Here is a 25,510-nt window from a genome sequence, read left to right as displayed (position 1 = left end):
CCGGGCGACCCTGACCGCGGGCCGCCCTCGACAGGTCGTGACGCCAACGGCGCCCGACGCGCGATGTGTTCGGCCGACGACCGGGTCAGCGGGAGTCCTCCATACGAAGGCCCAGCGTTGGATCGGTTTCAGTGCTGTGGTGGATGTTCGAAGGGGAGGTCCTGGAAGACCACGCGCCCGGGCTCGATGAGTGACACGCTCGCTCTACGCACAGGGAAGTCGCTGCCGACGTAGCGATTACTCATCCGGTCCATGATCGCGATCGCCTCCTCGCCCTCAATCTCTGCGGCCACCCGGCCGCGAATCACCGCGCTGCGGTACGGGTTGTGTTCGTCGCATACTGAAATTCCCACCCGGCCGTCCCGACGCAGGTTCCTGAGCTTGACATTCTCCTGCGCGGAGAAGATCGCCAGGCGATCACCCTCGACGGCGATCCACACCGGCGAGACGTGGGGCGCGCCGTCAGGCATCAACGTCGCGACGTGGGCCATGTTTCGGCCGGTGAGCAGCTTGCGTACCTCTGGGGAAAGTTCAGCCACCTCTCCGAGCCTACCGATGACCGCCATTCCGCGGCCGGTGACACACCCGAGCGAAGCAGTCACATGATCGGCCGGACAAGTTCCAGTAGGGCTTTGCAAGGTGGATCATGCCGCGGGCCGCAGTTCCCAGCGCGTGCATCTGCGGCGTTGTTGTCGGTCGCCGCAGCCGCGGCATGATCCACCGGATGGGCTTCAGCAGCTGACGGACCAAGTGTGCGAGCCGCCCTGGTCGTTCGCGCCCGAGTCGTATCCGACCTCCTGCCCGGGAGCCAGGCAGAGGGTTACACGTCCCAGCAGCTCGCGGCCCTCGTACACCTTGACGTGGTCGGGGACGTTCGGCCCGGAGATGCCGTGGTTCGCCCACGAGGAGTCGTGCTTGAACATGTCGCCCTCCCACCAGTGGTCGTCGCCGCCGTGCTCAATCTTCAGCCCCTCGAAGTTCGCGTCCGTCCAGACGCAGAAGTAGCCACTGCGGCAGGGCGCTGCCTGGGCGGTGGCCGAGGTGCCCAGAACGGCGCCGGCGGACATCAAGGTGGCTGCGAGGAGAACGGTGAAGCGTTTCATGATGGCGGGTCTCCCTTGGGTAGGTGGTTGTCGAGCAGGGCTGTGGCTCCGGTGAGGGCGTGTGCGCGCAGCCGCCGCCAGTCGGCGATCTCGACGCGGTGCCGGGCGCGGACCTCGGCGAGGCTGCGCTGTGTCCGGGCCGCTTCGGGCTTGAGGTTGTTGACGATCACCGACGCCCTGAACCAGGCGCGCTGATCGCCGTAGAGCCGTCGCTGAGCTGCGGCCAGGCAGCCATCGGTGTGTGCGCGTACGACGTAGCCGGTGGGCAGTGCAATGGACAGCTCTGCCCGACCCCCGCCGAAAAGCGCGGCGGCGACCCGCTGTTGCTCGGGAGCCGGGGGCGGGCTCTGTCCGGGGCGAGGCGGGGTGAGGCCCTGGCGGGTGAGGCAAGCGTCCGTAAGAAGCTGGGTGGCGGTCTTGATCACCTCGTCCGGAACGGGGCGGGGCGCCGGGGCCGTACAGCCCGTCAGAAGGCAGCCGGTCAGCAGCAGGGAGGCAGTCAGCAGCCCGGCGACCGGCGTACGAAAGCTCATCTGCGGATCAGCCCTGCTCACACCCCATGGTGGTGTCACTCACGCCGTCGAACTTCGTCGCCCAGGCGGTCCAGTTGTTGTCATAGTCGTCCGGGCGGATCTCCCGGTAGAGGCAGCTGCCTCCGGGTGGGTAGCTGATCGCGAAAACGCTGACGGAGGCATGGGAGTCGAAGGAGTGGGCGTGCCGCATTACCCGGGGGTCGGCCTCGCGGTAGCCGGGCGGGGTGTAGGCCCAGGCTCCTCCCGAACCCATCTGGTTGGGCTCAGGCCAGAAGTACACCTGTCCCGGCGGTACGGCCTGCGCGTCCGGCGCAGCCTGGGCAGCAGGCACAAGAGCGGCGGCGAGGACAGTGGCGAACGCGGCTGAGGCGGTGACGAGTTGACGCATGCGGGTGGGGCCCCCGAGTGGTGGTGATCGATCTGAACGTGGTCACACTCCCCACCATTTACACGTCTATGCGCTTTACCACCCGTAAGGGTGACTTAGCCCGGTACGGCGGATCATGGTGTGAGCCGCAGGCGGACTGCGGCGACGGCGACGGTGCCGAGTAACGCCTGTAGGTCGCCCGCCGCCGGCGGCGTGGTTCACGGTCGAGGTTCTTCTGCTTGCCGCCGCGTTCGACCCACTGCCGGCCCGGGTGGGGCATTAGGTTGAGCGGGCCGAACTCGTTCAGGCAGAAGATGACTTCAGGCTCACCGACCTCGGGTATGACCTCACCGTCGGCGACCACGTAGAGGTTCTCGACTCGGGCCTTCTTGGCCGCATAGTCCGGATCGCGAGAGGTTTTCCAGGTCTTGAGGCGTTGAAAGGAGACGCGTTCCTCGCGGAGCAGGATGCGCAGGCCCTCATGGCTGATGTCGTCGACAAGCCCCTCAGCGACCAGGAAGTCAGCCAGGTGAATGACGTCGTGGACCCGGTCGTCGCTGGTGAACGACACCTCGACGATCTTCGCCACCGGCATGCCCTGCGCGGACAGCAGCACTATCTGGGGCCTGGCTCCAGGTCACCATTGACCCAGTGCCCCTGCGGATGATCCGCAACAGGCGCTGTCCCTCGTCATCGTCGATCTCACGGACACGCACTCGCTCTGCCACCCGCACACCATCGCGGAAAGGGAGCGTCCGGAGCCAGACCGGGCGGTCTTTTGAGGCGGCATCATGCCAGCGTCTTCCGTAGCCAGGACCGTTCCGCGCGGCTGGTGGCGCGGGCGATGACGAGCATGCCCCGGCGGTACGGGTCGTGGGTGTCGTCAGCGCCCAGTGGGCGGTCGCCATCGTGGAAGAAGCTCGCAGGCTGTTCCAGGAATTCCAGTCGTCGGCGCAGCACCGCGTGCTGGTCGGCGGTGTCGGGAAGCTGGGAGAGGAAGGCCAGGATCGTGAAGTACCGGGTGCTGTCGCTGATGTCCAGTGCGTCGGGCTCTCGAAGCCGGCGCAGCAGCTCGGTGCGGCCGACGGCGGTCAGGCTCAGGGTGTGCCGCTGAGCGGCCGAGACGCCTGGCTCGGTCCGCCTGTCCAGCAGCCCGGCGTTGACCAGGCGGTTGGTCGCCGGATAGAGGCTGCCGTCGCTGACCGGTCGGGAGTGGCCGGACAAGTGCGTTATCCGGCGGCGCAGTTGGTATCCGTGCAGTGGCCCGTCGGCCAGGAATCCCAGGATCGCGAGTTCGAGCATGCTGCTACTCTCGCACATCGAAACGAGGTACCTCGAATCGATGTAAGGGGTGGGGATGACGTATACCGAGGAATGGGTGACCGCGCGGGCGCGTGACGCCTACGAGCACGGCCGGGCATCGTTCGAAGTGCGGCCCGAGTGCTCGGCTCTGCTGGTCATCGACATGCAGGACGAATTCACCCGGCCCGGTTGGAGCCCCTACTGGGTGCCGGCGGCAACCCGGATGGCGCCAAGGCTGCGCCGGCTGGTTGAGGCATGCCGGGCTGTCTCGGTCCCGGTGATCTGGACCATCTTCGACGACACGCATCTCGGACTGGACCGGCCGCACGCCCTGCGATACCTCCCGCACGCCGACACTGTCTGGCGCAGGCCGGGCCCCGCCGAGGTGTGGGAGGAAATGGGCCACCGCGCCGACGAGGTCCTGATCCGAAAACCCTCCTACGGCGCGTTCTACGACACCCCGCTCGACACAACGCTGCGAAACCTCGGCCGCGACACAGTGATCGTCTCGGGAACGCTCACCAACTACTGCTGCGGCACCACAGCCCGACAGGCATACGAACGCGGATACAAAGTCGTGTTCGGATCCGACGTCACAGCCACCGACGACGAGTCCCGGCAGGAGCCAGAACTCGCCGTACTACGCAAAGGCTTCGCACTGGTGCTCACCGCCGATGAGATCACGAACCAGTTGACCGGAAACGCCTCCGGATGAGGCCCCAGGCAAACGTAGCCTGATACGGCATTAGTGGGCATTTGCAGGCACGTTGTAGTCGCACTGTGAGTCACACTTGAATGGGCCCACCGGCTCAGGCTTCAGCACAGCTCCACGACCCCCGAACCGTCAGCAAGTTGCTGACGCCAGCTGCGAAGCTTCCGAGACTCCCCCGCGCGAACCCCGCCGGTGCTGCCGCACTTGTCGCGCCGTCCCAGCGACACGCCGTGCCACGCGAACGACAGGAACACGCGGGCCGGAGAGCAGGGCGACTGGCCGAGGCAGCCAGTGGTGCCGGTCGGCCGCCGAGTCCAGACCGCTGATATACCTGGTCCGATCGATGACGCGGTGGCGGCGGCACCCCCGGGAACAGACGGCAGCCCGGCGGCGGGGAAGTCCCTCGTGCGGTTCACGAAGCCTGGTCGGCTGCCTCCCGGTCCTGTTGGCCGGCCAGCTCGCCTTGAACGAACGGGTCACTCGCAGGGTCGTAGGGCCCGTCGTGGTCCGCCAGGGTTTCCACGATGCGCTGCCATTCCTCTTCCTCGGATTCCCTCCGCTCACGCTGCTCGTCTGCTGCGGAGCTCTCTTCCAGGGAGTGCTGTACGGCTCGGAGCGCGGCTTTGGCCTCGTGGTGTGTCAGCCCAGTGGCCTGTTCACGAACGGAAGACCACGCGGCTCTGGCCGAAGGGATGGGCTCGTCCATGTCTGATGTGTCTCGTTCGGGGAGGGCACGGGAGCGAGAAGGCTTGGTCATGTTGTTCCCAGCGTTGTCGAGTTGCGGAGTGCAGGTCTGTCCGGAGACTGGCGAAGGGTACGTAGTGGCTGTTGTCCGCTGACTCGGGTCGCTATTCCTGCGGGGACCGGCGGGGACGCCGTACTGCAGTCGAAGGCGTCATTCCGCGCATGGCCATGCCCTTCGCCGGGCCGAGTATGGCTCGTCAGCGCTGGATACGTCAGGAGCCATGGGAGCGCGAGCCTACGCCGGGCGCGCCACCTCTATGCCCCCGGCCTGCAGTGCACGGGCCCGGTCTACCTGAACAGTGCGCGGATACAGGATGTCCTGGTGCTCGGCGGCGCGCGCATCAGCGGCTCGGGCGCATACCTTCAGGCACCCGAACTCACCGTGGGCGGCGGACTGTACCTGGGCCGGGGGTTCGCCTGCACCGGCATGGTCAATCTCTATGGGGCCTCAGTGGGCGGCTCGGTCGCGCTGGGCGACAGCACGCTCGCTCCCCATGTGCCCGGTCGGCAGGCTTTGCACCTGGAGTGCGCGGAGATAGGAGGCGATATCGAGTCGGTCGGGGGCGGCCTGACCGTGCACGGTCCGGTCGACCTCCGGGATACCTCGGTACGGGGTAGCGTCGTCCTCAGGGGCGCCCGGTTCCACAACCCCTCCGACTCGGGTCTCGCGCTCAACGCGGCCCGTCTGCGCGTCGGCGGCGACCTCGACCTCCGGGGCGGCCTCGTCGCGTACGGCACGATCGACCTCTGCGACGCCCGCGTCGGCGGTTCCGTTCTCCTCGAGGGCGCCGACCTCACAGCCCACGACAGTCAGCCCGCCCTGCGCGGCAACGGAATCGAGACCGGCGGCGTGCTCAATCTGTGCGACGGATTCACGGCGCACGGCAGGATCTCCCTCAACAGTGTCACGGTCCGCAGCCGCCTCTGCTTCGACGACGCCGCCCTCGACGTACCCGCCGGCGGTACGGCGCTGTCCTGCCGAGGATCGTCCGCGGCCACGCTGTCGCTGCACACCCGTGAGGCATCGGCCGGCATCATCGATCTGCGGCAGAGCAGATTCGGGATGCTGCGCGACGATCCCGCCGCCTGGCCCGCCGGACTTGTCCTCGACGGAGCCGTCTACGACAGCGTCCAGCCTGCCCTTCCGGCCCGCACTCGTCTGCCCTGGCTCGGCCGCGACCCTGCCGGCTTCGTCCCCCAGCCCTACGAACAGCTCGCCGCCACCTGTCAACGCCAGGGCCAGGACGCCGAGGCCCGCACCGTACTCGTCGCAAAGCACCGCAGCATGCGCCCCACGCTGGCGCCGCCGGCCCGGCTGTGGAGTCTCCTCCAGGACGCGACGGTCGGCTACGGCTACCGCCCCATGCGTGCAGTGGTGCTCCTGCTGGGCTTCCTGACCCTGGGAACGGCACTGTTCACTGCATGGCCCCCGACGGTGGTGGGGGACGGCAAGGCACCGCACTTCCAGGCGGCCATCTACACACTCGACCTGCTGCTGCCCCTCGTGGACCTGGGCCAGGAACGCTCCTACGCCCCGGACGGCGCCCTGCAGTGGGCGGCCGTCGTATTGATCGGCACGGGCTGGCTCCTCGCGACCACGGTCGCAGCCGGCGCGGGACGGGTGCTGCGCCGCACCTAAGGGGCTCGTGCATGGTTGGCGCCGGCACCTCGACCGTGCGCTCGCTTTGATCGACCCGGTCGCGCCGGCGCAGCGCCGCTTCGATGATCCCCTCTCATCCAGGCTCGAGTCGTGGCGGCGGTCACAGAGAACCTGTCGGGTGGCGGCGTACTACCTCGGCGAGCAGATGCGAGCAGCGCCGTGTCCGCTTGCCGCTCCGGAGCCTAGGAGGCCGTCGGGACCTTCGGCGGGGTCAGGTCGCGGTTGATGATGCGGGCAGCGCCTTCGATGGTGGCGATGCCGTCGTTCATCGAGCGGTTGCCGTGGGAGAGCACGACGATCCCGTACTCGTGACCTCCGCCGGTGAACGCGCCGATGCTGTGTACCCGCCAGCCCTTGGTCGCACGCGGCAGCCAGCCGTTCTTCAGATGGACCGTCGCCGAGCCGGGCGCCCCGGCCGACACCCCCCACCGCTGGTCGGGGACGACTCGGTTCATCAGGCCGAGGGCGTAGGCGCGTGTGTTCCGGTCGAGGACCGAGTTGTCCGAGGTGAGCAGTCGCAGCAGTTTGAGCTCGTCACTGGCGGTGATCTGGGTGCGCCCCCAATAACCCTTCGGCCCCGCAACGGTGTCCCGCATTCCCGCCAGGGTCAGGAAGTGCTGGATGCCCTTGGGGCCGATCTGTCGCCACAGAGCGGACGTCGCGTCGTTGTCCGACTTGGTGATCATGGCGGTGGTCAGGTCCACCTCGTGCGGTGTGAGGCTGCGGTGCTCCTCCATGGCCAGCCGCAAGAGGGCTCCGAGCACCGTGACTTTGACCACACTTGCCGAATCGAATGTCGCGTCGGCTTTGTACGTGCAGGAGGTTGCCGTGGGCCGGTCGTAGAGCGCGAGCGCGGAGGCGCCCTGGCGCCCGTGGAGTGCGCCGGCGATGTCCTTCGACAGTCGGCCCGCCAGCCCCGGCAGCCGCGAAGTGCACGTGACCCGCGCGCCGCCGACCGTTGCGCTGGCGGTGCTTGCCCCGGCCGGGGCGGCCGTCGCCAGCGCAGCCAGCGTTGTCCCGGCAACCAGAACCGTGGCCAGGCCTCGCCGCGCGCGGCGCGATATATGCGTTCCGAGCATGAAAATTCCGTCCCGCTCCGTGTCTGCGATCACATCGGCAGCCCGCCCGCGATCGGTTTTGCGAGTTCGACGCCCTGCGAGTGCCGACGGTCTTCGGCCGCTGTCTCGTCCCAGGCGTGGACGCCGCCCCGCGAGACCGGCGTGGCAGAGCGCAGAACAGGACGCAGTGCAGGAGCCCCGGGCTGATTCACCGGCGGGCAGCCTGACGAGCGTCCCGGTCCCCGAACACCGGTGACCTTACAGGGGCGGGGACGAGAGCAACGCGAAGAAGATGTCGACTTGTCCGTTTGGCACCTTTTGCTCATGTGTGATGCTTGTCAACCCACTTCGTGTGGCCCGGCTTCGGGCTTCAATTGAGGGGCTGCACCGCGGGTGCGGCCCCTCTCACTGTCTGACGCACCCCGCGCTGCACAGCGCCGCCGCCACGGCTACCACTCATCACAATGGTCCTTGGCCTCTGTCGGCGAAAGACGCGTCGAGCCGTGCGCGTCGGCAGCGCGCTCGGGAGGCGGCCGGCCGATGCGGCCATGCCATGCCGGGGCACTTCTGCTCGCAACCGCACACTCGTATGGTGAGCCGTCACTTGTGTCCGGCCAGAGGGGAACTGATGGTGCGTAGGACCAGGCTCATCCGACACGCCGCAGCGTTCGCGGCAGCCCTGCTGCTCTCCGCCGGGCTCGCCCCGGCAGCCTCCGCCGACGTCCCCCCGGCCGGGCCGAGTCCGGTCGCCGTCCAGCTCAACGCCTACTGGACCCCGGCCCGGATGGCGGGCGCACTGCCCGGCGACACCGGCAAGGGCTCCGAGACCGGGCTGACGACCCCAGCCGCCTCCCCCACGGTGGACGGGCCGCGGCCGGGCGAGTACATCCCGCCCAGCAAGAGCTTCGACGGGATCCCCCAGGCCGGCACCTTCTTCTGGACCGACGCCACCGGCACCAGGCGCACCTGCAGCGGCTCTGTGGTGCGTAGCCCCGGCCACGACCTGGTGCTCAGCGCCGGGCACTGCCTGAAGGGCTACTCCGGCACTTCCCCCAAGCGCAACCTGGGCTTCGTGCCGCAGTACCACGACGGCCTCAAGCCCTTCGGCATCTTCCCGATCAGGAACAACGGCGTCTACGTCCCGCAGCAGTACTACGACCGGGGCGAGCATGCCGGAGCCGAGTACGACTTCGCCTTCGCGGTCACCGAGCCCAACCAGGACGGGACGCGGCTCCAGGACGCGGTCGGTGGGGTGCGGCTGCTCACCGGGACGGGGTACTACCACGCCCCGGTGCGGATGATCGGGTATCCCGGGAGGGCGCAGAAGCCGCTGGAGTGCTGGAGCTGGACCACCAAGTGGGCCAGCGATGACCCGGCCGACCCGGGCACCTTCCCGCGCATCGCCTGCGACGCCTTCGTGGGCGGGACCAGCGGCGGGCCGATGCTGGTGCCGTGGCCGGGCGGCTGGGCGGTGATCGGGGTCATCGGCGGCTACCACACCGGCGGCAACACCCCCCAGGTCTCCTACAGCTCCTACTTCGGCGCCGCAACTCAGGCCCTCTACCGCGCCGCGATCGCCGGCGACCCGCCCGCAGGCCCGACTTCCTGAGCCCCAACTGCAAAGCCTCATGCCCGCAGCACAGCCCCTTTCGCCGCGGCGGCGAGCAGCGACTCAACCCGATCGGCGGTTGTCGACGGACGTGACTGATGCGGTCACGGTCTTTTTCGCGGCCGGACGTCGGCGGCCAGGTTCCCGGGAGCCCTGCCCCGCCCCCTCGCCGCTGCCGCCGGGTGAGGAGCGGCCGAACGAGGCCAACGTCCTGGCGAGGCGGCGAGAGACGCCCGAATGGATGAACCAGGCATTCTTGATGTGTTTGGTAATTGACGCTACATCACACAATGGCAATTCTGAAGCGCACTCAAGAATCCATTTGTATGAGGGGAGGAAGAATGCTTTCCGTTTCAAAGTGGGGTGTGGTGGCGACAACGGTGGTCTCGCTGGCAGCTCTCGCGGGTTCTGCCTCTGCATTCCATGACCCGTACTCCCTGGACAGGGGGATGGGAAGTGGGCGCACCGAGGCCATCCGACTGACGTCGACCAGTACGGGCACCACGGTGGTCGACAACGGTACATCCGGACCTGGGATCGGCGATCAGATCATCATCAGCGCGAACCTCTTCCGCAACGGTGCCGGCTATGGCACCGAGGGGGCGGTGTGCACTCGAGTGGCAACAGACACCACCCTCTGCTCGGGCACCTTCAGCCTTCCCCGTGGGCAGGTGTCATGGCAACACCTGAAGACCACCCCCATCGGCACCCCGCCCAGCGACTTCGACATCGCCATCACCGGCGGCACCGGTGCGTACGCCACTGTCCGCGGCTACGCTCACATCGCCCGCACCGCTGAGTCGGGCGGCGCCTTCACCCTCCATCTCCTGCACTGACCCCTCTCGCCACATGCACGCCCAGGGCTGAGCTCAAGCCCCGGTTCTCCTATGATGAACAGCGCGCACCGCCACGCCCTGATGCCGTGTCACGGAGCAACCGGGCCAGTGCGGATGTTTCGGCGGTCCTCCCGAGCACAGTGCGCGCGGCGGTCCGGGCATCAGACGCGTGCTCGCTGCCGTATCCGGCCTGGCGGAACAGCAAACTGCGTCGCGCCGACCGACGAGCACATGCCCACGCTGCGTTTCCCGCGGCCGCCTACCCGCTCGTGGGTCACGGAGCGGACTCCCTGCCCGACCCAGGCCCTGGAGCAGGCTCCGGTGCCCGCTTGGCGGGGCGGGAAGACCACATGCGTGCCAACAGCAGGAGAGCGGAGAGGCCGAACAGTACGGCGGTGATCAGTAGCCAGCGGCCGAGAAACACGTCATCGGGGAGGCCGGTGTAAGCCGTGAAGTTGTCCACCTGTCCCAGGATCAGGGGAAAGTAGGTCAGGAGCAGGACGCCGGAGAGGAAGACGGGCACCCGGACGTAGTTGATCCATCCCCACATCGGCGGGGTGCCCTCAGCGGCAGGTTCTCGACGTCGGCCCAGTACGGTCAGGGCGGCCCGGTCGGTGAGCGTATAGAGGGGGAGAAAGACCAGGTCGTGCAGGAGGGCCGCGCCGACGAACCACACGACGACCATCCACGGTTCGTCTCCGTCCAGCAGCCGGATACCCGCATACCCGGCCAGGGTGAAGGAGCACAGCACCAGCAGCAGGTGCAGCGGCGAAGCCCCGTAACGCGCCCGGAAGCCCCTCACGCGCCCTCCCCGAAAGTCAGCCGGGTGACCCATTTGGTGTTGTGGACCCCCGGGTTGGCCGGGACGATGACGCGAGCCGGATACCCGTGATCCAACGACAAGTCGGTTCCGTTGACCCGCAACGCCAGCAGCGAGCGCGCGTCGCGGACCTGGTTGTCGCGCAGCATGGCCGAGCGGAAGGCCCCGCTGCGCTGGGCGGATTCGACGAACACACCCGGCGCTCGGTCCGCGAAGCCGACGAGTGCGGCGAGGTCTGCCAGCCGCACCCCGCTCCACTCCTGGTTGTCGGTGGACCACCCTTCCACGCAGGCGATGGGCAGCGCCGCACTGTGTTGCGGCAACGCCAGCACCTGGTCGCGGGTGAGGATGCTCTCGCGGCCCCCGCCCCGCACGACCAGCCGCCAGCCGGGGCCAATATCGCGGGCACGGATTCCCACACCCGCCGCGGTCTTGTTGATCTGGAAACCGTTCGGTCCTTGCCCTGGCTCCTGGCCGTGCGGGGCGAGCAGGGCGGTGGTTCTGAGGGAACCGCCGATGCTCTGTCCGGCCGTCACCGCGAGCAGTACCAGGGAGCCCGCTCCCACCATGCCCAGAGCACCCCGCCGCGACATCGTCGGCGGGGCCGGGTCCGGGGTCACCAGGCCGGTCTCGTCCACGGCTGCTGCTTGCTTGCGGCCGATCGGCGTACGCAGCTCCACGCCGAGGGCGCCGCTGCGCAGTGTCCGCATCACCAGGGGAATGCGGAAGGCGATATGCACAACGAAGGCGCCGATGAACACCCACGCCCCGTAGAAGTGCAGGACGTAGAAGGAGCCGGGAAAGATGTAGTCCAACTGGATATTGAGCACACCGGTGGCGAACTCGAACAACACCCCGCCCACAAGCAGCAGCAGAGACAGCCGTTCGAGCACCTGGCTGACCGATCTCACAGGCGGCCAGGCGAACAGCCGGGGAATCACCGACCACAGCTTGGCAAGCAGCACCGGGATCAGCACGATGCCGAGCGTGACATGGACGCCCTGGTTGAGGCGGTACAGCCAGTACGGATCGGTGGGCCAGGCGAACAGATAGAAGCCCAGCCACCCCCTCTCGGGGGTCTGGTCATTGCCGGCAAGATCCGGGTTGTAGGCGGCGTAGGAGAGCAGCCCGGTCACGAACAACACCGGGACACCGACGAGCAGAACCGCGCCGAAAACCGACGTCAGCCACGGCCCCCGCAGAGGACTACGCCAAAAACCCGGCCGGGACGGACCGGCCGGCGGGCCCTCCCGCAGCATGACCGCAAGCCGTTCCCTCGACGCCTTTGGGCTTGAACCGGCCGTTGAAGTACCCGGAGGGCGGTCGCCTCCTTCGCGCCCCTCCGGCGGCTCGCCCGAGGATGTGCCGCGACCCCGGCCGCTAATTTCCTCGTGTCCCGCCGACGACTTGGTGCCGCTCACCCCGCCCGGATGCTCGTTCGTCGCATCCCCTTGTTGCGCTGACGTGCCGTCAGCGCCACGACGACCCGACCCGCCGGCGCTCGCGGCCGGCTCATCCGCCTTGGACGGCTCGTCCGTACCGTGTGTGTCGCCCATTGGATCCCTTGTGCGGTTCACGGAACGGCTGGCCACCGCCCAACGCCGAACAGTAGACCCGAATGTCAAGAATTGATGGTATTCGTTGCGTTCGTCTTCTGGTGACTCCGGCGCCGACCGACTGTCCCTGAAGCAACTGCCGAGGCAACGGCATCTCGCCTCTCGAACCCGACCTTGTGGAAACTGCCCGCCATGATGTGGCGAGCGCCTCCACACATCTGCGTCGCCCCTACGCATACGAAGAGATTCCCTGCCGCCGGCGCGACGCTTCTGCGCACCGCAGTGGCCGGGCCAACTGCCTCTCACCGCCAAGCAGTCGTTGAAAGTCCGCAATTCAGGACCATCATCCTCACTGTTTGGTGCCCCAGGCATGGTGACGATCGATACCTTGCCAGTACGGCGGGTCGCGGCGGGCAGGGATTGTGCAGGCCGGGGTGGGGGTTGGTGCGGGGTGGAGCGGGGGTTGTCCACGCAGGGCACGGCGGCCGCAGCGTCGACGCTGCTCGGCTTCGGCTCGGGGGTACTGGCCAACGTGGCCACGTCGCAGTGGACCTGGTCTGTTGGTGCCGGTCTGCTGGTGTGGGTCGCGGTGTGGGTCGGGTTCGAGGCATGGCGTGCGAGCCAGGAGCCGCATGCGGCGCCACAACGCGGTCCTGGTGGTGGCCGCGGCGTCGGCCACAGACGTGGGCGTGCGGAGGGAAACCATGAGCAACCGTGGATGGCTCCCCCGCTGGACCGGATGATCGAGCGACCCGAGCTGGCTGGTCGACTGGTGGCCGAGCTGACGGCACCGGAACCGAGCGAGGTCGGCATGACCACCGGGCTACGGGGGGCGGGAGGGTTCGGCAAGACGACCCTGGCGGCTTGGGTGTGCCACCGCCCCGAGATCGCGGAACGCTATCCGGGCGGTCTGCTGTGGGTGACTCTGGGCCAGGAGATCCACGGCGCGGACCTGGCCGAGCGAGCCAACGATCTGGCCTGGGCACTGAGCGGCCGGCGGCCAGTACTCTCCGATCCGGACGCGGCTGGAGCCGAGTTGGGCCGCCTGCTCGACGAGCACAGGCAGCCGGTACTGCTGATCCTCGACGATGTGTGGCAGGAGGCGCAACTGCGGCCGTTCCGATTCGGCGGGCGATGCTGCACCCGGCTGATCACCACCCGCATCCCCGACCTGCTGCCTCCCGGCGGCCCGCACATCGCGGTGGACGCCATGTCCGTCGACCAGGCCCAGCTGCTGCTCGCCGACGGAGTCACCGGGCTACCCGCAGAGACAGCGCAACGGCTGGCTCAAGCGGCCGGGCGGTGGCCGGTGTTGCTGAATCTGCTCAACGGCGTACTGCGTCGACGCATGGATCGAGGACAATCGGCGCAGGAGGCGGCCGAGCAGATCCTGCGCACCCTGGCCGCTGACGGGCCGACCGCGTTCGACCCGGCCCGACCGGCCGTGCGCAGCCGGGCTGTGGCCACCACGGTCGAGGCCAGCCTGGCGCTGTTGGCGCCGGAAGACCGGCACCGCTACCTCGATCTGGCCATCTTCCCCGAAGACGTTGCCATCCCCTTGGAAGTGCTCGAGCTGCTCTGGCCCAGTGTCCGCATCGACCGCCTGTGTGAGGAACTGACCGGGCTGGGGCTGGTCGCCGACTACCGGCTGGATGCGCCCGGGCCCCGCCTGGTACTTCACGATGTCATCCGTGCCTTCCTGCGCACCCGCTTCAGCGCCGAGGACCGGGCGGAGGTGCACCGGCGGCTGATCACCGCCGCTTCCGGGCTACTGGCCCACCGGGATGGCGGCCGGCCACGGCCGTGGTGGACCCTGCCTGTCGACGCCGACCACCTGTGGCGCCATCTGCCGCAGCATCTGGCCGCAGCCGGCGAGGGAGAAGAGCTGACCGCACTCGTTGGTGACCTGCGGTGGGTGGAGGCCAAGACCCGTAGGCTCGGCTCGGTGGTGGGAGTCACCGCCGACCTTGCGCTGGTGGACACCCCCGCCACCGACATGCTGCGGCAGGTACTCGAACGCGCCGCTTGCCTGCTCGGCCCGATCGATCCACCTGAGGCGCTGGGTGCGACGCTGGCCAGCCGGCTCCACGGTCTGCCTCAACTCGAAACGTCCCTGCACCGCTATCAGGACACGCTGCCCCGACCCCGGCTGGAACCCGCCTGGCCCCTGCCGGATCAGACCGACCCGGCCCAGCCACGCCCAGCCGGACATGTCGGCGGGGTGACCAGCTGTGCGTTCTCCCCCGACGGCACCCTGCTCGCCACCGCCGGCAACGACGACACGGTGCGGCTGTGGCAGGTCCCTCATGGCAGGGAGCAAACCGTACTCACCGGCCACACCGGCGGAGTGTGGGACTGCGCGTTCTCCCCCGACGGCACCCTGCTCGCCACCGCCAGCGACGACCACACGGTGCGGCTGTGGCGGATCCCCGACGGCACCCCGCAAGCGGTCCTGGCCGGGCATACCGACTGGGTGCACAGTTGCGCGTTCTCCGCCGACGGCACGCTACTGGCCACCGCCAGCAGCGACCGCACGGTGCGGCTGTGGCAGGTGCCCACCGGTCGCCGCCACTGCGCCCTGCGTGTTGCCAGCGACCTGACCGGGATCGCTTGGCACCCCGGCGCCGCTTTGCTCTGCGTCGCCGGCGGAATTGTTACGTACGCGCTGGCCTACGTGCCGTAGACAATCTGCGGCACAGTCGCACGGCAGAACGGCAGGCACCTCGTCAGACTCCCTCGGGTGTCCCGCGATACGCATGGTGCGGGCCCCGTGGTTCGGTCAGCATGTCGCGTCGTCCCGGCCCAGTGGAGCGCCCCGGGAGCCGCGTCGTCGCGACGCCGAAGGCGCCCCTGACTGGGCTCTCGGGCACTCACCATTCTCAACGGGCACGTTGTTAACACGTGCGTCAGGAAGGCTTCACCGCCGTCACGGCGGTGACGGTCACCTTGTTGTCGCACTCGGCGAAAAGCCCGTCTTCCAGGGCGACTTGGTGCGCCCCCGACCCCGGCAGGCCGACCACCAGCGTCGGGTACACGACGGGCTCGGAGCCGGACTTGCAGTAGCCGTCCGCCTCGCCCTGGACCTGGACGAAGGTCAGCTTCACCCATGCCTTGCCGCCGGGCGCCAGCCGCACCGGAGACGCCGATCCCGTGCGCGTCACCGTCAGCGGAGTGTTTTTCTGCGGGGAACCATTACCCGCCCCCGCCACCGTCGGGTGGCCCTGCAGAGTGCACGCGTGTCCAGAGGTGTTGGCGAACTCGACGACCGCCGCACCGATGCCCGTGCCCTCAGGGCGAACAGCGGCCTGATACGCGGTCGCCTTCAGCCCCGTCCCCGGACAGGTTCGGGCCTCGTCGCCCGCCGATCCCGTCCCCGAACCGGGCGTCGAGGGAGAAGCGCTCGCCGCCGGCAGCGCCGATGTGCCCCCCTCGGCCGGCTTTGAGGCAGCAGAGTCCGGCGCCCCCGAAGAGCCTCCTGCCGTCGGCGATCCGGACTCCGCTGCATCGCCGCCACCAGGCTGGCACCCTGTCACCAGCAGAATGGCCGCCGACGCCGCGACCATCGCCATCCCGGCTCTGCGGATGCTGTTTCCGTACTTCATGACGCCCCCCGATTGAGAAGTGGACAGGTACCGGCCTCTCGCCGGCACTCGTCACTGCAGACAGCGCCCGTCGGCGTCAGGTTTCCGCCATTGATCGTCTGTGACACATCGGTGACAATGCCGGATCAATGCAACCGCCCCGCGTCCCACCAGCATCGTCACGCCCATCAGCGCGCCTGCGGACGCCGGCCGGTTGGCCCCGCCCCGGTGCGGGCGGGGCCAACATTGGGATCTACCGGGACAGCATCCCGTTGGACACCGCGGCCGGCACAGGGGCGTAGCCGGTGGTCCGGGTGGTGAAGGTTCCCCGGCCCTGGGTCCGGCTGCGCAGCCGGGATGCGTAGCCGAACAACTCGGCCAGCGGCACGGTCGCGGTGATCACCGTTGTGCCGGCCCGGGCGGCCTGGCCCGAGACCCGGCCGCGTCGTGCCGCCAGGTCGCCGAGCACCCCACCCACGGCGTCTTCGGGCACGGTGGCGGTGACCTCAACCACCGGTTCCAGCAGCTCCATCACGCCGGCGCGCAGGGCTTCCCGAAGTGCGAGCCGGCCTGCTGTCCGGAACGCCATCTCCGAGGAGTCCTTGGAATGCGTGGCTCCGTCGGTCAGTGTGACCCGCAGTCCGGTCACCGGGTGGCCGCCGAGGGGGCCCTCGGCCAGGGCGTCCCGGCAACCGGCCTCCACCGCGCGGATGTACTCCTGCGGCACCCGTCCACCAGTGACGGTGGACCGGAACACGAAGTCCCCTGCGCTGCCGCCGACGTTGTCACCGGCGTCGCCGGCCGCAGTCTGAAGGGCATCCACGTCGAGGACGACGTGAGCGAACTGGCCGGCGCCTCCGTCCTGCTTGACGTGCCGGTACACCAGTCCGGACACCCCACGGGCGACCGTCTCACGGTAGGCCACCTGCGGCCGCCCGACGCCCACATCCAGCCCCTGGGCGCGGCGGATCTTCTCCACCGCGACCTCCAGATGCAGCTCGCCCATCCCCGACAACACCGTCTGACCGGTCTCGGGGTCGGTCCGGACCGCCAGTGAAGGATCCTCCTCGATCAGCCGTGCCAACGCCGACGCCAACCGGCCGGTATCGAGGCTCCTGCGGGCCTCGACCGCTACAGAGACCACCGGATCGGCCACCGTGGGCGGTTCGAAGACCAACGGCGCCGCGGCTGTGCACAAGGTGGCCCCCGCGCAGGCGGCCTTCAGCCCGATCACAGCGACGATGTCCCCGGCCACCGCCCTGTCCACCTCCGCGTGCCGGTCGGCCTGCACCCGCAGGATCCGGCCGACCCGCTCGGTGCGGCGCGCGCCTACGTCGAGCACTGCGTCTCCCTTCTGGATCGTTCCCGAATACACGCGCAGGTAGGTCAGGCGCCCCGTGGCAGTCGAATTCACCTTGAAGACCAATGCGGCGAACGGCGCCGCCGGGTCGCAGGCTCTCTCCTGCACCGTGCCGTCCAGGGTGCCGCGTACCGCCGGCACGTCCAGAGGCGACGGGAGGTACGCCCCGACAGCCTCCAGCAGCGGCTCGATCCCGCAGTTGCGGTATGCCGATCCGCACAACACCACCACGCCCTCACCACTACGGGTCAGGTCGCGCAGTGCTGCGGCCAGAGTCTGTGCGCAGACCGTCGACTCCGTGCAGAACTCCTCCAATGCAGTCGGGTGGAGTTCCGCCACGGCCTCCTCGAGCAGTCGGCGGCGACGGTGCGCCTCCTCCCGCAGGGCGTCAGGCACCGGGCCCTCCTCGAACGTGTCGCGGCCGGCGCCCCAGACCAGCGAGCGCATACGCAGCAGATCCACCACCCCAGTGAACCCGTCCTCCTGCCCGATCGGCAGCTGGACCACCAGCGGGACCGTATGCAACCGTTCCCGGATCGACTCGACCGCCGTGTCGAGGTCGGCACCGGCGCGGTCCAGCTTGTTGACGAATGCGATCCGCGGCACTCCGTGACGGTCGGCCTGCCGCCACACCGACTCGCTCTGCGCTTCGACTCCCGCGACAGCATCGAACACCGCGATCGCGCCATCGAGCACTCGCAGCGAGCGCTCCACCTCGTCGGAGAAGTCGACGTGGCCCGGTGTGTCGATCAGATTGATCCGGTGACCGTTCCAGACGCAGCTCACCGCCGCGGCGAAGATGGTGATCCCACGGTCGCGCTCCTGTGAGTCGAAGTCGGTGACGGTCGTGCCGTCATGGACCTCGCCCCGCTTGTGGGTGGCGCCAGTGACGTACAGGATCCGTTCGGTGATGGTGGTCTTGCCGGCATCAACGTGGGCGAGGATGCCCAGATTTCGGACGCCGGTCAGCGGACTGGTGGAATGCAGGTCGGTACGCACGGCCCAAGGCCTTTCAGGATGATCGAGATCAGGGCAGCGCGATTCCCGGACGAAACGGCCTGGGGTCAAGCCGGCAGCATCCCCTGATCCAGCATCATCCGCTGGTGCAGCACGACGGCATCGGGACGTACTCGGCCAGTCGGCTCACCGGGCAGGCAGGGATCAGGCGTTCGTCACGGACGTCCAGTGGCGGCCGCGCAGCCGGCACTGGGCACACATGGACATCAGGATCACGTCGTACCGTGAACGGGGAACGACGACAGCGGTGCGGTAACGCACGGTCGGCTCCCCTCACTTGTCGAAGCGCGCACTGCGATGTCGTGGCAGCGCGCGTGGCGAGTGTAGTAAGCCAGGATGAGCCCGTGCACCGGATTTTCGAGCCGGTGGTCCGGGCGGCTTTCGCCGTGAACCGCTCGACCGCCGCGGTCCACTGCCTTCCAGCCGACGAGGATCCGACAGGCCGCCTCGGTGGGGTCCGCTTCCGACATGCGGTCCGTGCCTCAGCGGCGGCTCCGGAAAGTTCGGCGCACGTCGTCGATCCAGGCGCCGGGGACTTCCCAGGGGATGAAGTGGCCGCCTTCGTCGTGGGCGGTGAGATTGACGTGGTTGTACCAGTCGGCGCGGTCGCCTGCGAGCCAGTTGTCGACGCGCTGCTGTGCGGTGGTGACGCCGGGCGGGTTCTCGTAGCCGACGAAGGTGATGCCGGTGGGGGCTTCGATGGCGGGCGTCCGGGGGTGCGCGGGGGTCCAGGGGTAGCGGTTGGCGTTGGCGTAGTAGCGCATCGAGGTGCCGATGGCGTTGCTGGCCCAGAAGATCGTGGCGTGGGTGAGGAGTTCGTCCTTGGTGAAGACGGTCTCGATGTCGCCGTGGTTGTCGCTCCAGTTGACCCAGCGTTCCAGGATCCAGGCGAGCAGGCCGACGGGAGAGTCGCTCAGGCCGTACGAGAGCGTGCTGGGGTCGAGGACGTGGGCGGCCAGGTGGACGGCGAAGCGGCGGTCGAAGGCGATGATCCGGGCGTGGATGTCGTCGGGCAGTCCGTCGGGGATGGGCCGGCCTCCGCTGAGGTCCCAGGCGCGGTCGCCGTTGAAGAAGGTGAGCTTCAGACCGGAGCCGATGTGGATGCCGTGCAGCTCGTCCGCGTACTTGTGGCCGAGTTGGCCGGTGACCAGGGCGCCGATGTCGCAGCCGCCGGCGGCGTACCGGGTGTGGCCGAGGGTGTCGGTCATGAGGGTGTGCCAGATGTCGGCGACCTTCCAGAAGTTCATGTCCGGGTGATCAGGCAGCGGGGTGGAGAAGCCGAAGCCGGGCAAGGAGGGGACGATGACGTCGAAGGCGTCGGCCGGGTCGCCGCCGAAGGCGGCGGGGTCGGCGAGGGGGTCGATGACCTTGGACCAGTGCCAGAAGGTCCAGGGCCAGCCGTGGGTGAGGATGAGCGGGATCGGGGCGGGGCCGACTCCGGGTTTGCGCATGAAGTGGACCGGTACGCCGTTCACACGCACCTGGTAGTGCTGGTAGGCGTTGATGGCGGCTTCGGCCTTGCGCCAGTCGAAGTGGTGGAGCCAGTACTCGGCCAGTTCCTGGAGGTAGGCGCGGCCAACGCCGTAGAACCAGTCGCTGTTTCCGGCGTCGTCGGGCCAGCGGGTGAGCTCCAGTCGCCTCCTGAGGTCGTCCAGTACGGCGTCGGGCACGTGGACGGGCGTAGGGTCCAGCGGCAAGCGCGGTGTGTCTGCCACGGTGGATTCCTTCCTGTGCGGGAGGAGCGGCGCCGCCGGGTGTCAGAGCCCGCTGTCCATGAGCGCGGCCATGCGGGTCAGCGCGGGAAGGGCGGCGGCGATGGAGTGCCGTTCCTCGGTGGTGAGTTGATCGGCCAGTTGGGAGAAGCGGCGGACCCGTTCCTGGCGGCGGCCGTGGATAACCCGCGCGCCGGCGTCGGTCACCCGGACCAGGACGGCGCGGCGGTCGTCCGGGTCGGGTTGGCGTTCGACCAGTCCCTCGCGTTCCAGGCGGGTGACGAGCTGGGTGACGGCCGGCTGGGTGATCTGCTCGGTCGCTGTCAGGGCGGTCAGCCGCATGGGGCCTTTGCGGGTCAGGGTGTGCAGGACGGACAGCGTGGTGAAGCTGTGCTTCTCGCCGACCGGGAGCCGGATGTTGCTGCGGGTGAACTCCTCTATGGCCGAGGCGAGTTCGTCGGCGTCGAAGTCCGGGTTGCGGTGTCCTGCCATGAACCCGAATGTATCACTGACTTATTAAGCTGCTTATGCAATTCCGCGTCGCGCCGCCGCGCGGCTGACGGACCTGATGCCATCGACCCGGGTGACGGCGCCCTCCCGGAGATGCGTCGTGGCCGTGCAAGTCGCCGGAGGTACGACCCGGTGCTGTCGCCCGACTCGGCCGCGCTGCCCTTTGGGAGTGCCGTCATGGCGCTGAGCTGTTGACGGCGTCATCCAGGGCGACGTCGTCGCGCAGCATGCTGTAGCGAACCCCGTCCCGCCAGCGTCCGGCCCGGAACACGACGCTGCGCGTCACGCCCTCCCGAGTGAAGCCGCACTTCTCCAGCGCGCGCCGCTCACCGATGTTCTCCGCCTCGGTGTCCGCCTCAAGCCTGACCACCTGGGTGTACGTAAACAGGTAGTGGCACAGGGCCCGTTGGGCTTGGGTGCCGATGCCGCGACCCCGGGAGTCGGGCAGTAGTTGGGCGCCGATGTTCCAGTAGTAGGAAGTGCGGGAGGCCACCATCTTCCGCCAGGCGACGAAGCCGTGCCGTTCGGCGCCGGTCACCACCAGAAGCTGGCCACCGTCCTCGCCGAGCAGGCCGTTCTCCGCCCAGCGGCGCCGCCAGACTCCCGGGTCGGACCAGCCGTGCCACTGGAACGGCCCGGCCGCCTCCGGTTCGGTCAGGAACCGTTCGAGCAGCGGGAGATCGGGCTCGGCCATGGGCCGCAATGTCACGTGATCGTCGCTCATCGGGCAGACATTAATTCACCGGTCCGGACCGGCAAGGGCCGGGCGAACTCCGCCAGTGCGGTGCGCTGTGTCCGGTCCAGGAGTTGCGAAGAGCGAGCGAACTGCGGTGAGAACCGGTGAAGTTCATCGCCGCGGAGCTGATGGCGTCGGGGCGGTATGCGGCCCAGGTGCCATTTGTGATCTTTCTACAACATGCCAGTCGGAAGCCTGGCGGGGCTCTCGTTCGCGCACAGCACTCGCTCCCCGAAAGGATGGCCCGGCAGGCGAACGCCACTCGACGCCAAGCCGGTCAAGGGGGAGCTTCATGAACGACGGGTACTCGATTTTCGCTGGGACGATCGCTGACCTTACGTACCCAGAGGTAGAGGCGGCAGCCGAGCGGGGAGCATGCGTTCTGCTGCCCACCGGGGTCATCGAACAGCACGGCCCTCACCTGCCACTGGGCACCGATGCCTACGGTGCCTACCAACTCTGCCGACTCGTGATGGCAGAGCTGGAGCAGCGCGGGGTGGAGGCTCTGATCGCCCCGCCGGTCTTCTGGGGGATCAACCAGGTGTCGTCGGCGTTCGCCGGAACGTTCCGTACCCGCCCCGAGACCGCCGTAGCTCTGCACACCGACATCCTGGACTCCCTGGCCACGGACGGGTTCGACCGGATCTTCGTGATCAATCATCAGGGGGACATCGCACACAACCAGATGCTGCTGGATGTGGTGCAGCGCCAGCACGAGCAAGGACGCGCCGGGGTCGTGCTGCTGGAACCCGACTTTATCGCCGACCGGCTCGGTTGCTCGCCGACCCCCGCTCTGGCCTCCTTCGCCATGCAGCCGCTGTTTGAGGGCCTGGAACTGACGGGCGAACTCGGCGTTCACGCCGAAGAGATCGAAAGCGCCCTGATGATGCGCTGGTTCCCCGAACTCGTCGACTACGACGCCATGGCCGGACTGAAGCCGACGGGCCTGAGCCCCGATGACCTCGCAGAATGGCGGAAGGGAGGCGAGCACGCCCGCCGGGTGACACCGCAGGGATTCTTCGGTGCACCCAGCCCCCGCGACCCCTTCCTCTGGCGCTTTCACCAGCGCATGGCCGCAGCCATGGCGGATCTTGTGACCGCGTCGCTGTCACCTTCTCACCGAGCCTGATGATGGTGCGGCATTCATCGGTCAGTTCATGTCGACGCACCAGCAGATGACTCCAAGAGCACTTCGAAGGCGGACCCTAGCCCGACCAGGTGCCGAGACTCATCTCGGCAGTGATGCCGGGCCCGAAACCGGCCAGCAGACCTTTTTGCCCGTCAAGGGCTGATGCCTCGTCGAACATGCGGGCCAGGGCATCGAGCACCACGGCGCTGGCGATGTTGCCGTACTCGGTGAGCGTGGCGCGACTGAAGCGGAACACTTCGGGGCGTACATCGAGGAAGCGGCTCAGGTCATCCAGGATCCGCGGACCGCCCGCGTGGATGACGTAGAAGTCCAGCTTGGAGGCGTTCCACTGGTGCTGTTCGGCAACGGCACGCAGCGCCGGGGCGAGCGGCTCCATGGTCCCGGGCACGCGCTTGTCGAGCTGGAAGTGGAACCCCGTCGGCCGGACCGCGTAGGAGATCCAGTCCTCGGTGTGAGGGATGAGGTAAGAGCCGTTGAATTCCAGTCGGATCCCGATGCCACCGTTGCCTCGGACCGCTGCGGCGGCGATCCCGTCGCCGAACAGGCCATTGGACAGCAGCGATCCCACGCCCAGGTCGCTGGGCTGGTAGCACAGCGAGCAGAACTCACAGGCGACGACGAGCACATTGGCGTCGGGGTACGCCGTGCAGAAGTCGTGGGCGCGGTTGACGGCCGCACCGCCTCCGGCGCATCCGAGTTGCGCGATGGGCAGCTGCCGGGTTTCCGGGCGGAAACCCATCGTGTTGATGAGCCATGCGGTCAGCGACGGCATCATGAAGCCTGTGCAGGAGACATAGACGATCAGATCGATCTCCTGCGGCTCGAGTTCCGCGTGATCGAGCGCCTGGCGCACCACGGCGGGCACTCGGGCTTTGGATTCCGCTTCGTAGACGGCGCTGCGGGCATCGAACCCCGGGTGTTGCAGCACCTTTTCTATCGGCTGGATCAGATGTCGCTTCTGTACCCCAGTGTGCTCGATCAGACTCAGGATCAGAGGGAGTTGCGGATGGTCTGCATGCAATCGCGTTGCCAGTTCGAGGGTTTCCTCGTTGGTGATGACGTTGTCGGGTACCGTTACTGCCGGTTTGCACAGAACCGCCATGGATATCCTCCCAGCGTCTGATGGTCCATACGGCACAGCCTTGGCCGGATTTGGGGTCATTCATCAGGTGACACGCGCGCGGCTTGATGCGCGCGGAGGGCGAAGTGGGCGAAGAGCGCCCGGCGCTTCCGGCGGCGTTGAGGCCGACAATCCTGAGACGGCGCAGACAGGTCGACCGTCGCGAGCAGAGCGAGCAGAGCGCTCGCCTTACGACTGGATCCGCATCCGCCACGCGGTTGGCCAACGACCCACAACGCTACGCCAGGCGATTGGAGCCTGCATGCCGACCGCGGCACCGATTCGCATCCGACGCGAGGGTCACCCGTTCGGAGCATTGCGGCTGGTCATCGGCCGGCCGGTCGGTTGAAGTGGACGGTGGATTCGTTCGACCTCCGCAGCCGTCCTGTGCGCTCCATGCCGCCACTGGACGCGCGCAGGCGCCGACAACGGGCGCCGTCTGATCGCCGGGGACCGACGGCACCGCCGGCTTCTGCCTCGGCATGTGGACCACCAGTGGTACGCCCACCCTGCCCATTGCGCTGTCCGGCTCGGAAGGACCCCCACATGACGCCAGCAGCACCCCCGGAGAACAACAAGCAGCTGACCATCGGAGGCGACCTGACGATCAACCGCCTCGGCTTCGGCGCGATGCACCTCACCGGCCCCGGCATGTGGGGACCGCCGGAGGACCCCGACAACGCCATCGCCGTGCTCCGCCGCGCCGTGGACCTGGGTGTCACCTTCATCGACACCGCCGACGCCTATGGGCCCGGCGACAACGAACGCATCATCCGTGAAGCTCTGCATCCCTACCCCGGCGAACTGGTGATCTGTACGAAGGGCGGCATGCTGCGCTCCGGGCCGGACGACTGGCCGGACGAGGGCGAGCTGTACATCGTCCCCCTGGGCCGTCCGGAATACCTCCGCCAGCAGGTCGAGATGAGTTTGCGCAACCTCGGCGTGGAGCGCATCGACCTGTACCAGCTGCACAGCATCGATCCGGCCGTGCCTCTGGCCGACCAGCTCGGCGAACTGGTCAGGCTCCAGGAGCAGGGCAAGATCCGCCACATCGGTATCTCCGGACAGCCCGGAGTCACAGTGGAGCAACTCGAGCAGGCCCGCAAGACCGCGGCTCTCGTCGCAGTGGAGAACCGCTACAACGTCGCCGACCGCGTCGGCGGAGACGCCCTGCGCTATGCGGAGGAGCACCGTATCGCCTTCATCCCCTGGTTTCCCATGGGGCACGGAGAGCTCGTCGGGCCCGACGGTCTGCTCACCCCGATCGCCGCGCGGTACGGCGTGACGGCCTCGCAGCTCGCCCTGGCCTGGCTGCTGCACTGCTCACCGGCCACCCTGCTGATCCCGGGCACCGCTTCCCTCACCCACCTGGAAGAGAACATGCGCGCGGCCGACATCCGGCTGAGCGACGACGACTGGAACGCCATCACCTACGAGGTCGACCGCAGCCGGTCCGCCGGCATCGCCCCCGTGCCGGTGCGCTGAGCGTCAACCACGCGACGACGGAGAACTCATGGACACCTCATACGTGCACCCCAATGCCACCGTTCTGCGCTCCTTGTACGCGGACCTCGCCCGCATCGCCGAATACATCGCTGACGACGTGGTGCTGCACACCGCGCAGCGAGGGATCCTCGGCCGGCCGTCGAAGGTTCACGGCAAGGAAGCCGTCCTGGCGCATGAACGCGACCTCATCCGCCTGACGGGCCACACCCTGGTCATGGACGTGGAGCACATCACAGCCAACGACGAATTCGGGGCAGTGCTCGGAACACTGCGAGCACATCGCGACCGCCGGGACATCGCGATGCCCTTCTGCGGACTGTGGCGCTTCAAGGGCGGCAGGATCGTCGAGCACTGGGAGCACGCGTATGACCCGCTGCTCCTCGACCGGTCCCTGACCGGCGGTACCGAACCCGTGACGCCCTGAACGCTGGTCGGCCCGCCGAGCCCGTGCGGGCGCGGTGGGGCCGATGCCCGTCCGGGCCCGTCTCCCTCTGGCACCTGATGCGCGACGACGGCCG

Annotated in this window: 23 protein-coding genes and 1 pseudogene; 8 read left to right on the top strand and 16 right to left on the bottom strand. The window is 68.4% G+C overall.

From position 1 onward, the window contains the following. Window positions 1-128 precede the first annotated feature (128 nt). From ACFWDI_RS08750 to ACFWDI_RS08725, 6 genes and pseudogenes are all read right to left on the bottom strand, one after another. Window positions 129-539 carry a PPOX class F420-dependent oxidoreductase gene (locus ACFWDI_RS08750; protein WP_385302207.1) on the bottom strand — a complete coding sequence of 137 codons (411 nt, stop codon included), beginning with the start codon at window positions 537-539 and terminating at the stop codon, window positions 129-131. A gap of 192 nt (window positions 540-731) precedes the next feature. After that, complete coding sequence (locus tag ACFWDI_RS08745) at window positions 732-1,103, bottom strand: peptidase inhibitor family I36 protein (protein WP_385302206.1); 372 nt, start codon at window positions 1,101-1,103, stop codon at window positions 732-734. After that, window positions 1,100-1,636 (bottom strand): hypothetical protein, encoded by a 537-nt coding sequence (locus ACFWDI_RS08740; RefSeq protein WP_385302204.1) that lies wholly within the window; start codon window positions 1,634-1,636, stop codon window positions 1,100-1,102. Before ACFWDI_RS08740 ends, ACFWDI_RS08745 begins: the two co-directional genes overlap by 4 nt. 7 nt (window positions 1,637-1,643) lie before the next feature. Next, complete coding sequence (locus tag ACFWDI_RS08735) at window positions 1,644-2,024, bottom strand: hypothetical protein (protein WP_385302203.1); 381 nt, start codon at window positions 2,022-2,024, stop codon at window positions 1,644-1,646. 163 nt (window positions 2,025-2,187) lie between these two features. Continuing rightward, window positions 2,188-2,731, bottom strand: a pseudogene (locus ACFWDI_RS08730) (IS630 family transposase); the annotation flags it as partial. 61 nt (window positions 2,732-2,792) lie between these two features. Next, complete coding sequence (locus tag ACFWDI_RS08725; protein ID WP_385302201.1) at window positions 2,793-3,305, bottom strand: PadR family transcriptional regulator; 513 nt, start codon at window positions 3,303-3,305, stop codon at window positions 2,793-2,795. 55 nt (window positions 3,306-3,360) lie between these two features. Between ACFWDI_RS08725 and ACFWDI_RS08720 the strand changes: the two genes are divergently transcribed. Beyond that, a complete protein-coding gene (locus ACFWDI_RS08720) occupies window positions 3,361-4,020 on the top strand; it encodes a cysteine hydrolase family protein (protein ID WP_385302200.1) in 660 nt (219 codons plus the stop codon). A gap of 409 nt (window positions 4,021-4,429) precedes the next feature. Here the strand turns inward: ACFWDI_RS08720 and ACFWDI_RS08715 are convergent, their stop codons facing one another. After that, window positions 4,430-4,723: a hypothetical protein gene (locus ACFWDI_RS08715; RefSeq protein ID WP_385302198.1), complete on the bottom strand. Its 294-nt coding sequence runs from the start codon at window positions 4,721-4,723 to the stop codon at window positions 4,430-4,432. Window positions 4,724-5,083: 360 nt separating this feature from the next. On the opposite strand from ACFWDI_RS08715, the gene ACFWDI_RS08710 reads away from it, so the two are divergent. After that, window positions 5,084-6,400, top strand: a complete 1,317-nt coding sequence (locus ACFWDI_RS08710) for a hypothetical protein (RefSeq protein ID WP_385302197.1) — start codon at window positions 5,084-5,086, stop codon at window positions 6,398-6,400. A 203-nt stretch (window positions 6,401-6,603) separates the two neighbouring features. On the opposite strand, the gene ACFWDI_RS08705 is transcribed toward ACFWDI_RS08710, so the two are convergent. After that, window positions 6,604-7,500 carry a serine hydrolase gene (locus tag ACFWDI_RS08705; protein WP_385302195.1) on the bottom strand — a complete coding sequence of 299 codons (897 nt, stop codon included), beginning with the start codon at window positions 7,498-7,500 and terminating at the stop codon, window positions 6,604-6,606. A 607-nt stretch (window positions 7,501-8,107) separates the two neighbouring features. On the opposite strand from ACFWDI_RS08705, the gene ACFWDI_RS08700 reads away from it, so the two are divergent. Together ACFWDI_RS08700 and ACFWDI_RS08695 are read left to right on the top strand one after the other, a co-directional pair. After that, on the top strand, window positions 8,108-9,088 hold the full coding sequence (locus ACFWDI_RS08700) for a trypsin-like serine peptidase (protein ID WP_385302193.1): 981 nt from the start codon (window positions 8,108-8,110) through the stop codon (window positions 9,086-9,088). A 341-nt stretch (window positions 9,089-9,429) separates the two neighbouring features. Then, window positions 9,430-9,924 (top strand): hypothetical protein, encoded by a 495-nt coding sequence (locus ACFWDI_RS08695; protein WP_385302192.1) that lies wholly within the window; start codon window positions 9,430-9,432, stop codon window positions 9,922-9,924. 274 nt (window positions 9,925-10,198) lie between these two features. On the opposite strand, the gene ACFWDI_RS08690 is transcribed toward ACFWDI_RS08695, so the two are convergent. Together ACFWDI_RS08690 and ACFWDI_RS08685 are read right to left on the bottom strand one after the other, a co-directional pair. Beyond that, on the bottom strand, window positions 10,199-10,759 hold the full coding sequence (locus ACFWDI_RS08690; RefSeq protein WP_385302191.1) for a hypothetical protein: 561 nt from the start codon (window positions 10,757-10,759) through the stop codon (window positions 10,199-10,201). Further along, window positions 10,723-12,003 carry a molybdopterin-dependent oxidoreductase gene (locus tag ACFWDI_RS08685; protein WP_385302449.1) on the bottom strand — a complete coding sequence of 427 codons (1,281 nt, stop codon included), beginning with the start codon at window positions 12,001-12,003 and terminating at the stop codon, window positions 10,723-10,725. Before ACFWDI_RS08685 ends, ACFWDI_RS08690 begins: the two co-directional genes overlap by 37 nt. A gap of 760 nt (window positions 12,004-12,763) precedes the next feature. On the opposite strand from ACFWDI_RS08685, the gene ACFWDI_RS08680 reads away from it, so the two are divergent. Further along, complete coding sequence (locus ACFWDI_RS08680; protein ID WP_385302189.1) at window positions 12,764-14,983, top strand: NB-ARC domain-containing protein; 2,220 nt, start codon at window positions 12,764-12,766, stop codon at window positions 14,981-14,983. Window positions 14,984-15,206: 223 nt separating this feature from the next. Here ACFWDI_RS08680 and ACFWDI_RS08675 read toward each other — a convergent pair whose 3' ends face one another. From ACFWDI_RS08675 to ACFWDI_RS08655, 5 genes are all read right to left on the bottom strand, one after another. After that, entirely contained in the window at window positions 15,207-15,863 is a 657-nt protein-coding gene (locus tag ACFWDI_RS08675) for a DUF4232 domain-containing protein (RefSeq protein WP_385302447.1), read from the bottom strand. Between the two features lie 271 nt (window positions 15,864-16,134). Continuing rightward, the gene (fusA, locus tag ACFWDI_RS08670) at window positions 16,135-18,240 is read right to left on the bottom strand and encodes an elongation factor G (protein ID WP_385302187.1); all 2,106 of its coding nucleotides are present in this window, start codon (window positions 18,238-18,240) and stop codon (window positions 16,135-16,137) included. Window positions 18,241-18,740: 500 nt separating this feature from the next. Continuing rightward, the gene (locus tag ACFWDI_RS08665; RefSeq protein WP_385302185.1) at window positions 18,741-19,973 is read right to left on the bottom strand and encodes an epoxide hydrolase family protein; all 1,233 of its coding nucleotides are present in this window, start codon (window positions 19,971-19,973) and stop codon (window positions 18,741-18,743) included. 42 nt (window positions 19,974-20,015) lie between these two features. Continuing rightward, complete coding sequence (locus ACFWDI_RS08660; RefSeq protein ID WP_385302183.1) at window positions 20,016-20,462, bottom strand: MarR family winged helix-turn-helix transcriptional regulator; 447 nt, start codon at window positions 20,460-20,462, stop codon at window positions 20,016-20,018. Between the two features lie 193 nt (window positions 20,463-20,655). Next, entirely contained in the window at window positions 20,656-21,204 is a 549-nt protein-coding gene (locus ACFWDI_RS08655) for a GNAT family N-acetyltransferase (RefSeq protein WP_385302180.1), read from the bottom strand. A gap of 304 nt (window positions 21,205-21,508) precedes the next feature. On the opposite strand from ACFWDI_RS08655, the gene ACFWDI_RS08650 reads away from it, so the two are divergent. Beyond that, entirely contained in the window at window positions 21,509-22,345 is an 837-nt protein-coding gene (locus ACFWDI_RS08650) for a creatininase family protein (RefSeq protein WP_385302178.1), read from the top strand. Window positions 22,346-22,421: 76 nt separating this feature from the next. Here ACFWDI_RS08650 and ACFWDI_RS08645 read toward each other — a convergent pair whose 3' ends face one another. Continuing rightward, window positions 22,422-23,468 carry a type III polyketide synthase gene (locus ACFWDI_RS08645; protein WP_385302177.1) on the bottom strand — a complete coding sequence of 349 codons (1,047 nt, stop codon included), beginning with the start codon at window positions 23,466-23,468 and terminating at the stop codon, window positions 22,422-22,424. Window positions 23,469-24,032: 564 nt separating this feature from the next. Here ACFWDI_RS08645 and ACFWDI_RS08640 point away from each other — a divergent pair. Further along, window positions 24,033-24,971 (top strand): aldo/keto reductase, encoded by a 939-nt coding sequence (locus tag ACFWDI_RS08640; RefSeq protein ID WP_385302176.1) that lies wholly within the window; start codon window positions 24,033-24,035, stop codon window positions 24,969-24,971. 28 nt (window positions 24,972-24,999) lie between these two features. Beyond that, the gene (locus tag ACFWDI_RS08635; RefSeq protein WP_385302173.1) at window positions 25,000-25,416 is read left to right on the top strand and encodes a nuclear transport factor 2 family protein; all 417 of its coding nucleotides are present in this window, start codon (window positions 25,000-25,002) and stop codon (window positions 25,414-25,416) included. Window positions 25,417-25,510 lie beyond the last annotated feature (94 nt).

Origin of the sequence: Streptomyces sp. NPDC060064 (assembly GCF_042736455.1) — a bacterium.
In the GTDB taxonomy this organism is placed as follows: domain Bacteria; phylum Actinomycetota; class Actinomycetes; order Streptomycetales; family Streptomycetaceae; genus Streptomyces.
This window is presented reverse-complemented; position numbering and strand designations above follow the sequence as displayed.